This window comes from Streptomyces sp. M-16 (genome assembly GCF_052114405.1).
In the GTDB taxonomy this organism is placed as follows: domain Bacteria; phylum Actinomycetota; class Actinomycetes; order Streptomycetales; family Streptomycetaceae; genus Streptomyces.
In genome coordinates this window covers 89,759-100,076 of the sequence record NZ_JBFRER010000029.1, presented here as the reverse complement: position 1 = coordinate 100,076, position 10,318 = coordinate 89,759, and the positions used below count along the sequence as shown (strand labels likewise).

The 10,318-nt window shown below is 75.0% G+C and carries 10 protein-coding genes; 4 read left to right on the top strand and 6 right to left on the bottom strand.

Annotation, left to right across the window (positions count from 1 at the left end; genetic code table 11):
• Positions 1–52: 52 nt before the first annotated feature.
• The 3 genes from AB4039_RS16185 to AB4039_RS16175 all read right to left on the bottom strand — a co-directional run bounded on the left by AB4039_RS16185 (position 53) and on the right by AB4039_RS16175 (position 2,890).
• The gene (locus tag AB4039_RS16185) at positions 53–1,279 is read right to left on the bottom strand and encodes a sensor histidine kinase (RefSeq protein WP_266842283.1); all 1,227 of its coding nucleotides are present in this window, start codon (positions 1,277–1,279) and stop codon (positions 53–55) included.
• Positions 1,276–2,022 (bottom strand): hypothetical protein, encoded by a 747-nt coding sequence (locus tag AB4039_RS16180; protein WP_266842285.1) that lies wholly within the window; start codon positions 2,020–2,022, stop codon positions 1,276–1,278. Before AB4039_RS16180 ends, AB4039_RS16185 begins: the two co-directional genes overlap by 4 nt.
• 220 nt (positions 2,023–2,242) lie before the next feature.
• Positions 2,243–2,890, bottom strand: coding sequence for a hypothetical protein (locus AB4039_RS16175; RefSeq protein ID WP_266842286.1), 648 nt, complete (start codon positions 2,888–2,890; stop codon positions 2,243–2,245).
• A 188-nt stretch (positions 2,891–3,078) separates the two neighbouring features.
• Here AB4039_RS16175 and AB4039_RS16170 point away from each other — a divergent pair, with 188 nt between their 5' ends.
• On the top strand, positions 3,079–3,879 hold the full coding sequence (locus AB4039_RS16170) for a nuclease-related domain-containing protein (protein ID WP_266842288.1): 801 nt from the start codon (positions 3,079–3,081) through the stop codon (positions 3,877–3,879).
• A 188-nt stretch (positions 3,880–4,067) separates the two neighbouring features.
• Here AB4039_RS16170 and ku read toward each other — a convergent pair whose 3' ends face one another.
• Positions 4,068–5,258 carry a non-homologous end joining protein Ku gene (gene ku, locus AB4039_RS16165; RefSeq protein ID WP_266842289.1) on the bottom strand — a complete coding sequence of 397 codons (1,191 nt, stop codon included), beginning with the start codon at positions 5,256–5,258 and terminating at the stop codon, positions 4,068–4,070.
• Positions 5,259–5,289: 31 nt separating this feature from the next.
• On the opposite strand from ku, the gene ligD reads away from it, so the two are divergent.
• The gene (ligD, locus tag AB4039_RS16160; protein ID WP_442271018.1) at positions 5,290–6,174 is read left to right on the top strand and encodes a non-homologous end-joining DNA ligase; all 885 of its coding nucleotides are present in this window, start codon (positions 5,290–5,292) and stop codon (positions 6,172–6,174) included.
• Entirely contained in the window at positions 6,174–7,064 is an 891-nt protein-coding gene (locus AB4039_RS16155; RefSeq protein ID WP_442271021.1) for an ATP-dependent DNA ligase, read from the top strand. The genes ligD and AB4039_RS16155 overlap by 1 nt, the downstream gene beginning before the upstream one ends.
• 143 nt (positions 7,065–7,207) lie before the next feature.
• Here AB4039_RS16155 and AB4039_RS16150 read toward each other — a convergent pair whose 3' ends face one another.
• Positions 7,208–7,612, bottom strand: coding sequence for a DUF6479 family protein (locus AB4039_RS16150; protein ID WP_266842292.1), 405 nt, complete (start codon positions 7,610–7,612; stop codon positions 7,208–7,210).
• A 127-nt stretch (positions 7,613–7,739) separates the two neighbouring features.
• Positions 7,740–8,729: an XdhC family protein gene (locus AB4039_RS16145; RefSeq protein ID WP_442271017.1), complete on the bottom strand. Its 990-nt coding sequence runs from the start codon at positions 8,727–8,729 to the stop codon at positions 7,740–7,742.
• Between the two features lie 260 nt (positions 8,730–8,989).
• Between AB4039_RS16145 and AB4039_RS16140 the strand changes: the two genes are divergently transcribed.
• Complete coding sequence (locus AB4039_RS16140; protein WP_442271016.1) at positions 8,990–10,207, top strand: MFS transporter; 1,218 nt, start codon at positions 8,990–8,992, stop codon at positions 10,205–10,207.
• The last annotated feature ends 111 nt before the right edge of the window (positions 10,208–10,318 follow it).

Sequence of the window (10,318 nt, the reverse complement as noted above, 5' to 3'; positions counted from 1 at the left end):
GGCTACGGCCCCGCGCCCGCCGAGGGCACCCCCCGACCCCGCCCGGCCAGGGCTACGGCAACGTCAGTACCGCCAGCGCCCCGCCCCCCTCCGCCTCCCGGAACTCCAGCCCCGCACCGATCGCCTCCGCCTGCCCCACCGCGATCGTCAGACCCAGCCCGTGCCCCTTCCCCCCGCTCCGGAACCGCTGCGGCCCGTGCGCGAGCAGGTAGTCCGGATACCCGTCCCCGTGGTCCCGTACGGTCACCACCGGCCCGTCCACCGTCACCACCACCGGCCCCCGCCCGTGCTTGTGCGCGTTCGCGACCAGGTTCCCCAGCACCCGCTCCAGCCGCCGCCGGTCCGTCTCCACGTGCGCGTCCCTGACGACGACGACCTCCGTGTCCGTCCCCGACGCCCGCACCACCCTCCGCGCCAGCCGCGCCAGCTGGTGCAGATCCGTGTCCACCCGCTCGCTCCCCGAATCCAGCCTGGAGATCTCCAGCAGGTCCTCGGTCAGCTGCCGCATCGTCCGCACGCGCTCCCGCACCAGCTGCGTCGGCCGCCCCTCCGGCAGCAGCTCCGACGCCGCCTGCAGCCCGGTCAGCGGCGTACGCAACTCGTGCGCGACATCGGCCGTGAACCGCTGCTCGCTCAGCAGCTTCGCCTGGAGGGTGCCCGCCATCGTGTCCAGTGCCCCGGCCACCGTGGAGACCTCGTCCTGGTGCCGCGAGGGATCGGTCGTGCGCCGGTCGCCGACCCGCGCGTCCAGGTCGCCGGCGGTGATCCGCCGGGCGACCGTCGCCGTCTGGTGCAGCCTGCGCGTCACGCGGGTCACGGCGAAGGCGCCCACCAGCAGCGTTCCGCCGATGGCCAGCATCGAGGAGCCGATGATGGCGTTGTCCAGCCCCCGGATCGTCCGTGCGCTCTGCCCGTAGTCGATCGCGGTGGCCAGCGCCCGCCCGTCCGCCGGGGCGGCGGCCCACATCACGGGCTCCCCCAGGTGGTCCGCGACGACGGTGGCCCGCTGCCCGCTCACCGCCAGGGCCCGCAGCTCCGGCGGCAGCCCTGGCGGATCGATGCCCGAATCGGGTGGCAGGGCCTCGCCCGCCTCGTAGGCGCGGGCGGCGTCGTGCAGTTTCGCCAGCGCCTTGTCGCGGGCGGTCGCGACGGTCTGCCGGGTCACCTCGGCGTGCACGAGCAGTCCCAGCACGGCCGCCAGCGAGCAGCACATCACCACGATGAAGCACGCCGACTTCCAGGTGAGCGTGGCCGTCCACGCGGGCAGCACCCGCCTCACGGCGCACTCCCGGCACCCGTACCGGCACCCGCACCGGCCGTCACGGACGCCCCTGGCGATGGCGCCGCGGGCACCCGTACGATCTGCTCCCACGTCGGCAGCATCGTCTTCTGCCCCTCGTCCCAGGACCAGGCGGTGATCAGTTCGTACCCCGGGTTGCCGCTCGGCGCCCGCAGGATCACGTCCCCTCCGGCCAGCTCGACGGCGATGACGGTCTGGGTGGTCGCCATGATGCGGTTGAGCCGGCCGTCGGGGTCGGCCGTGTAGACCCGCACGGACATCATCTTGTCCGGGAGCTCGATGCCCACCACGACCTCGTCCTTGCCGTTCCCCGTGAGGTCCCGGTAGTACGGCCGGCGCACCGGGCACTGCCCCGGCTCCTGGCCCGCGGTCCCGCACGCCCTGATCGCCGCAGCGGTCTCCGCCGGCATCCCGTCGGCCCCGGTCACCTTCCCGGGCCGTGCCCTCAGCTCCGCCTGGACCAGGGCCACCGGGTCGACGCCGCGCACGTCCTGGTCGACGACCCGCGGCAGGCCCTGGACGTACTCCGGCGGCGCGCCCCCGGGATCGGCGGGCGGCACCTCGGCGCCCGCCCGCTCCGGCCACAGGTGTACGGGTCCGCTCGCCGTCGGGGTGGGCCCGGCGGTGGCGAGCCCGCCGGTGTTCCCGCAGCCCGCGAGCAGCGGAAGCGGCAGCAGGAGCCCGCACAGGGCGGCACCCGCACGCGACAGCGGTATTCGCACGGTGACGGGCCCTCCTCGGCGCTGCGTACGATCGACTCCGGTCGAAGCAACCTTATGCGGAGGTACATCCCTTTTGCCGCCCTGTCCGCGGTACGGACTCCACGGCGGCCGCACCCGACGGCACCCGTCGGGCACCCGGCGACAGCGATCAGCGGGGACCGGTGCGACCCGGCGGAACCCGACGGCACCCGGCAGCCCGGGGCCCGGCCCGGCCGCGCGCTCAGCCGTCCGTCCGCCCCCGCCGCAGCATCGCGAAGCCCAGCCCGGCCGCGCCCACGGCCGCGATACCGCCGCCCGCGGCGAGCAGCAGCGCGCCGTCGCCGGGCCCGTCGGCCAGCGTGTTCAGCCGCAGGGTCTGCACGGTCCCGGTAGCCGTGCCGGTTCCCGCGCCGGTCCCCGTACCGCCCCGCCCGCCGCCGTCCTCGACGGAGGCGGGCAGCACCCGGCCGCCACCCGCACCGCTCCCGTGCCGGGTCCCGGTCTTGTACCCGTCGCCGGCCACCGCGTGGGAGCCGTCCTGCGGGCGGGTCTCGCCGACCCAGGAGGACAGCCGCCCGTCGGGCCGAAGCGCGGCGTGCAGCTCGCCGGACCCGCCGAAGCCGGTGGTTCCGTCCCGGCTGGTCAGCGTGGCCACCGTGGAGCCCGAGCGCATGATGTCGGCCTGGTACGCGTCCTTGGCGAGGCGGTACACCTTCGCGGTCGAGCGGCCGTCCGCCAGGGAGATGCTCTTGACCAGCGTCCGCTGTGCCCCCGACGCCGCCGGCCTCCCCTCGGCGACGGCCGTGGCCGCGGGCAGCGCCAGCAGACCGGCGACGCATGCGGTCACGGCGGCGGCGCGAACGGTCGAGCGGCGGCTGAGGGTACTCACGGGATTCCTTCGGCATGGGTCAGGGAGGCCCGGAGGGTCCGGGCGCCATAAAAATAGGCGCCGGCCGTTGCGGGGGAGCGATGGTCTTGTAACGGGCAGGCCGCAAGGAGCCGACGGAGCTGTTACACAACGGAGGGATTGCCGTAGGCCGCCCCGGCTGCTCCCATGGACGACGGGGGGTGAGGCCGATGAGTGGACTCAAGGTGCTTCCGAGCGGCCGGCCCGGCCGCGGCCGGCTCTACGTCAACGGTTCCGACGGCCGCGCGGTGGCCTGGTACGACCGGCGGACCAACCGGATCAGCGTCCTCGCGGACGACCGGCGCGCGGCGGTCCTGGCGGCCCTGCGCCCGTACTTGAGCGGGGACTGGACCATCGGGCCGCCGCCGGTCCCCACTGCCGCCGAACTGCTCCGGCTCACCCTCCCGCCCGACCGGGACCTGGCCCCGAACCGCCCCGGGGAGACCCTGCTCGGCGAACTCGCGTACGGATCGCCCGGCAGCCGGGCCCGGCACCGGATGCGTCAGGAACTCCAGGCGCGGCAGCGGATCGGGGCGGAATCCGACGCCCTGGAGGAAGAGGACTGGCGGGCCCTGCACGACATCCCGCTGCCGGGCCTCGGGATGCTGGACCACCTGCTCATCGGGCCCCCGGGCGTGTTCGCCGTCCGCACGGTCCCGGGGCGCCGCCAGCGCGCCAAAGTCGGCGACCTGCTGCTGACGGTGGGCCGTGCCGAGCCGCGTCCGGACCCCCGGTGGATCCGCCGGGCGGCGGCCCGCGCGGGCCGGGCGCTGACCGCCCAGGTCACTCCCGTCCTGGCGCTCGCGGACGCCTCCCGGGTCGACGTGGCCCCGACGGTCCGGGACATCCTCGTCCTCCAGCCCGCCACCTTCTCCGCCGTCCTGACGGCCGCCCCCGCCACCCTCAAACTCCCGGACGTGGAGGCCCTCTTCACCCTGGCCCGCACCCACCCCACCTGGTCCACCCCGTAGGCCGGACCACCGAGTCCGGATCCGCTCGGGCTTGGGGTCCGGGCCGGACCGCTCGGGCTTGGGGTCCGGGCCGGACCGCTCGGGCTTGGGGTCCGGGCCGGACCGCTCGGGCCTGGTGTCCGGGCCGGACCGCTCAGGCCTGGTGTCCGGGCCGGATTCCTCGGGCCCGGGGCCCGAGTCCGGACGCCTCAGGCCGAACTCCGCTTGCGGGGCGCTGCCTTCTTCGCGGCGCCCGCGCCGGAGGCCGAAGCCCTGCCGGTCCCGGCCGACTTGGCGGCCGAAGCCGATTTCGCGGTGGAGGTGGACTTGGTGGTCCGGGTCCGGGACCCCGCCCCTGCACCGCCTCCGGACTTGGCCCCCGACCCGGCCGTGCCTGCGCCCTTGGCCGTGGCGGCCCTCTTGGCCGTGGAGGTGCTCTTCTTCCCCCCGGCGGCCGCCTTCGCCCCGGCCGCCGTCTTCTTCGCCGCGCCCGTCGACGCCGTCGACTTCTTCCCGCCCACCGCCTTGGGCGCGGGAGCGCTCGCCGCCGGCGTCCTGCGGCCGCGGATCGGCGTCACCTCCGCCGGAGCCCCGGACTCCGAGGAGTCCCCGGAACCCCCGGCCCGGGACGCCCTGGCCGCCCGTACGCTGCTCTCCAGCGCCGCCATCAGGTCGATCACCTGGCCGCCGGCCGGCTCCACCACCGCCTCCGCCGGCTCGAACCCCTCGCCCGTCTTCGCCGCGAGCATGGCCTCCACGGCATCGCGGTAGTCGTCGTGCAGCGAGGCGATCTCCACCTCGCCCAGGGTGGCCATCAGGGCGTCGGCCAGGTCGAGTTCGGCCTCCCGTACGGTCACCGACGCCTCGGGGGCCACGCCCTCAGGCTGCCGGATCTCGTCCGGCCACAGCAGCCCGTGCATGGCGATCACGTCGTCGACGACCCGCAGCATGCCGAGCCGCTCCCGCCCCCGCAGCGCGTACTTGGCGATCGCCACCTTCCGGCTCCGCTTCAGCGCCTCCCGCAACAGCGTGTACGGCTTCGCCGCCGTGGCGCCGTTCGCCGCGAGGTAGTAGGCGGCGTCCATCTGCAACGGATCGATCTCCTCGGCCGGCACGAACGACACGATCTCGATCGTCTTCGCGGTCGGGATCGGCAGCCGCGCCAGGTCCTCGTCCGTGATCGGGACGATCGACCCGTCGGCCTCCTCGTACCCCTTGCCGATCTCGGCGGCCGGCACCTCCTCGCCGTCGAGTTCGCACACCTTGCGGTAGCGGACGCGGCCGCCGTCGGTCACATGGATCTGACGGAAGGAGATCGAGTGGCTCTCGGTGGCGTTGACGAGCTTGATCGGAATGCTGACCAAGCCGAAGGAGATCGCCCCGTTCCAAATGGATCGCACGGTTCCTCCTGATTCGTGGCAATCTCATCGTATGACGCCGATCACCATGGTGGAGGGGCGTCGCATCGCGCTCAGCAACCTGGACAAGGTCCTGTACCCGCGGACCGGCTTCACCAAGGGCGAGGTGCTGCACTACTACGCCACGGTCGCGGACTCCCTCCTCGCGCACATCCGCGACCGGCCGGTCTCCTTCCTGCGTTATCCCGACGGTCCGGACGGACAGCTCTTCTTCACCAAGAACCCGCCACCCGGTACGCCCGCCTGGGTGAGGACCACCCCCGTGCCCCGCTCCGAGGACGAACGGGCCGAACAGGTGGTCGTCCGCGACCTGCCCACCCTCATGTGGGCCGCCAACCTCGTCGTGGAGTTCCACACCCCCCAGTGGACGGCCGGCCGGCCCGCCGTCGCCGACCGGATCGTCTTCGACCTCGACCCCGGCCCGCCCGCCACCGTCGTCGAGTGCTGCGCCGCCGCCCGCTGGCTGCGCGGGCGCCTCGCCGCCGACGGCCTCGACGCCTACGCCAAGACCTCCGGCTCCAAGGGCCTGCACCTGGCCGTCCCGATCGAGCCGACCCCGTCCGCGCGCGTGTCCGCGTACGCCAAGACCCTCGCCCAGGAGGCCGAGGCGGCCCTCCCCGGCCTGGTCGTGCACCGGATGGCCAAGGCCCTGCGCCCCGGGAAGGTGTTCGTGGACCACAGCCAGAACGCCGCCGCCAAGACCAYCGCCGCCCCCTACACCCTGCGCGCGCGGGAGCTGCCCACCGTCTCCGCACCCGTCTCCTGGGAGGAGGTCGAGGGCTGTCGGACCGCCGCCGACCTGGTCTTCCTCGCCGACGACATGGCGCCCCGGCTGGCCCGCGACGGCGATCTGCTGGCCCCCCTGACCGACCCCGCCCGTGCCGGGAGGCTGCCGTGATCCGGGTGGCGCTGGCCGCGGCCGTGCGCACCCTGCCGCGCGGGGCAGGGCTGGCGTACGAGCCGAAGTTCGACGGGCACCGCCTCGTCGTCGTGCGCACGGCGCAGGACGTGGTCCTCCAGGCCCGATCCGGCCGGATCGTGACCGCCGCCTTCCCCGACCTGGCCGCCGCCGCCCGGGAACTGCCCGCCGGGACCGTACTGGACGGGGAGGTGGTGGTGTGGCACGCGGGCCGTACGGACTTCGCGCTGGTCCAGCGGCGCGCCGCGGCCCCGAGCGCGGCCCGCGCGGCGGTGCTCGCGCAACGCCTGCCGGCCTCGTACGCGGCCTTCGACGTGCTGGAACTGGCCGGACTCGACGTCCGCGCCCGCCCCTACGAACGCCGCCGGGCGCTCCTGGTCGATCTGCTCCTGCCCCTGGGCCCGCCGTTCCAGCCGGTGCCGATGACCACCGACCCCGAGCTCGCCGAGACCTGGTACGCGACCCTGCCCGCCAGCGGCATCGAGGGCCTGGTCGTGAAGCGGCTCGACGAGTCCTACCCCGCCGGCCGGCGCTCCTGGCGCAAGCTGCGCCACACCGACATCGCGGACGCGGCGGTGATCGGCTTCACCGGCACCCCGCGCCGCCCGCTGGCCCTCGTCCTGGTGCTGCCGGGAGAGGACGACGAGGCGCCGCTGGTGTCGAGCCCGCTCTCCGCCGGGCTGCGTACGGAGATGGCGGCGGCCGTCGCGACCCTCGGGGAGGTGGCCCCCGCCGCGGCCACGGTCACCGCGATCGGGCTCGGCGAAGTACCGTTCCGCCCGCTGGACCCGCCCCTGGCCGCCGAGGTCCGGCGCAGCTCGGCCCGGCATCCGCCGCCGGAGGTGCTCCGGCTCCGGACGGACCTCTGACCCGCGGGGCCGCGGGTCAGAGGCCGGAGCGCGAAGGTCGCCGGGCGCGGGTCGGGTCGGGTCGGTCGGACGCGGGCCGGTCGGGCGCGGGCCGGCTCAGGCGTGGGCCGGCTCAGGCGTGGGCCGGTCGGGCGCGGGCCGGCTCAGGCGTGGGCGCCGCGCCCCGCGTTCGGGGGAGATCCGGGCTGCGCGTGCGGTCCGGGCCCCTTGGGGAGCTCGTAGCCGGCCTCCCGCTCGGCGCGGGCGTCGTCCGGATGGCTGTGRGTGCGGGAGCCGAAGTTGCCGTACCCCTGCATTTCGTGGGGGCGCAGGCCGCCCTCGGGGATCTCGACGTAGTCCCGCTCCTCGCGCACCTCGTACACCGCACCGCCGTCGGGCAGGTGGGGCTGGCTCTCGGGGGTGGGGGGCGGGGGTTCGTGGTCGCGCACCCTCCGGCCCAGTGCGAAGCCGCCGAGCAGGACTCCGACGACGCCGAGCCCGACGAACAGGAACCATGCGATCTGGCCCAGTGTCGTGTCCGCCGCGAGGGGGATCAGGGTCGTATTCATACGTCCTATTTTCCCGCGTTTGGTCGGATTTCATGCAATCGGCCGAAAGAATCTTCGAACCGCGGGGGAGCGGACCGCCGGGCCGGCCCCGTCCGGTCCGCCCGCCCCTGCCCCCTCGACGGATCCGTCACCTCAACGGTCCGTCGGAATCCCGCAGCCCCTGCGCCTCCCGCCCGCCGAGCACCCCGAGGATCTCGGCGCAGATCGCCAGGGCGGTCTCCGCCGGGGTCTTGGCGCCCAGATCGAGCCCGATCGGCCCGTGCACCCGGGCCAGTTCCGCCTCCCGGATTCCGGCCGCGACCAGCCCCTCCCGGCGCCGCGCGGTGGTCCGCCGCGACCCGAGCGCCCCCACGTACGGGATCCCGAGCGCGAGCGCCGTCCGCAGGGCCGGCACGTCGAAGTCGGGCTCGTGGCTGAGCAGCACCAGGCAGGCGGCGTCCCGGTGGGCGGTCAGCACCTTCTCCGCCTCGGCCGCGCCCTCCACGCACACCGCCTCCCAGCCCAGCAGCGCCGCCTGGGCCGAGATGACGTCGGCCAGCTCCCCGGCCCCGCCGATCACCACGTGCGGCGCCGACGGGTACGCCTCCACGAGCACCAGCCCGGATCCCCCGTACAGCGCGTCCCGGCCGGGCCGGCGCGTACCGAGCAGCTCCCCGGCCCGGCGCTCGGCGTCGTCGCCGGGCGTCCCGCCGGCCCGCACGACCCGGCTCTCCGCCCGGTCGGCGTCCTCGTTCAGCCGGGTCACCAGCGCCACCCCGGCCCCCGCCCCGAGCAGCTCCCACCACTCGGCCGGGATCGCCGCGAGCGGCTGCAACAGCACCTCCGCCTGCCCGCCGCAGGTCAGCCGGGCCTCCACGGCCTCGCCCGCCCCGACGGACAGCTCGCACACCCGGGCCCCCTCCGCGTTCCCGGCCGCGCCCAGCGCCGCCGCCTCGGCGACGAGCTCGGCGTCGAACACCCCGCGGTACAGGGCCCCCACGCACTCGCCCCGCGCGTCCACGAGCACGGCCCCGGCCGGATCGCGCGGCCCGAACCCCTGCTCGGTCACCGGCCGCGCCAGGAACGCGACCCGCCCCTCCGCCACCCACTGCCGTGCGGTCTCCGTCAGCTCACGCATCCTCGTCGCCCCATCCTCCACGCGCTGCTTTCCCGCAAATGCCCTGGTCAGCGGCACAATGCGGCCTGTCCGACCACCCTACGCAGGCCCCCGCCCCGCACCCACCCCCCAAACCCACCAACCCCGCCCCACCCCCCTCGTACGGACCACCGGAAGTGGCCGGAACACCGTCACGAGAAAGAATCGAGTGGGCGGGACCACCGTGTTCCCAGGTGTGCCGCCGAGCCCGTGCGGCGCCGTGGAAGGGGAACAGCCGAACCGTGGAGACCTTGAGACGCACCTTCCAGTCCCTCTCGGTGCGCAACTTCCGGCTGTTCGTCCTCGGACAGCTCCTCTCCGTCACGTGCACCTGGATGATGGTCATCGCCCAGGACTGGCTGGTCCTGGAACGCTCCGGCGACTCGGGCACCGCCCTGGGGATGGTGACGGCCCTGCAGTTCACCCCCGTCCTCCTGCTGACCCTGTACGGGGGCCGGCTCGCCGACCGGCACAGCAAACGCAGCCTCCTGATGCTCGCCAACGGCGCGTCCGGGGTGCTCGCGCTGGCGCTGGGCCTGTGGATCCTCCTGGGCGAGGTGCGGCTCTGGCACATCTGGCTCTTCGCCCTGGCCCTGGGCACCGTCAACGCGGTGGAGGCTCCCACCCGGATCTCGTTCGTCGGCGAGATGGTCGGCGGCGAACTCCTGCCGAACGCCTCGGCGATGAGCGCGGCCTACTTCAACGTCGCCCGCGTGGTGGGCCCGGCGATCGCGGGCTTCCTCATAGCCCGCCTCGACGTCGCGGCCGTCGTCCTGATCAACGCCGTCAGCTACCTCGGCACGGTCGCCAGCGTCGCCCTGATGCGCCCGGCGGAACTGCACGTACCGGCGGCGCGGCCGGCCGCGCCCAAGGTCGCGGACGGACTGCGCTACGTCGGCCGGCGCCCCGACCTCGTACTGCCGCTGGCACTCCTCGGCGTGGTGGGCCTGGCCGGGTTCAACTTCCAGCTGACCCTGCCCCTGCTGGCCAAGACGGAGTTCCACACCGACTCCACCGCCTTCGGCCTGCTCGGCAGCTCCCTCGCGGCGGGCTCCCTGCTGGCCGCCTTCGCCACCACCGCCCGCCGCGGCCGCCCGTCGGCCCTGGTGGTGACCGGCTCGGCACTGGCCTTCGGCGCGACGGAGGCCCTCGCGGGCCTGGCCCCGACCCTGACCACGGCCTGCCTGCTCCTGACCCTGACCGGCTTCACGATGATGTACTTCGCCCAGGCGTCGAACCACCGCGTCCAACTGGGCACCGACCCGGCCTACCGGGGCCGGGTGATGGCCCTCTACACGGTGATCTTCCAAGGCGGCACCCCCCTGGGCGCCCTCCTCACGGGCCTGCTCGCGGAACACCACGGCCCCCGCTGGGCCCTCGCCACAGGCGGCCTCATCACCCTGACCGCGGCAGCCGCCACCCTGGCCACCCGCCCCCGCCCGGCGTCCCCCACCACGTAAGCCCCCTGACCTCCGTTCGGCAGCCTGCCGCGTGCGCGGGCCGCGCCACAACACAGCGGTGGAGCCGGACGAAGCCGCCCCGGGCCGCCACGCCCCGTACGGGTCGCGGCG

Bases quoted from the DNA above. Each gene is read 5' to 3' on its own strand.
- AB4039_RS16145 (WP_442271017.1), bottom strand. From the start codon at position 8,729: ATGCGTGAGCTGACGGAGACCGCACGGCAGTGGGTGGCGGAGGGGCGG.
- AB4039_RS16170 (WP_266842288.1), top strand. From the start codon at position 3,079: ATGAGTGGACTCAAGGTGCTTCCGAGCGGCCGGCCCGGCCGCGGCCGG.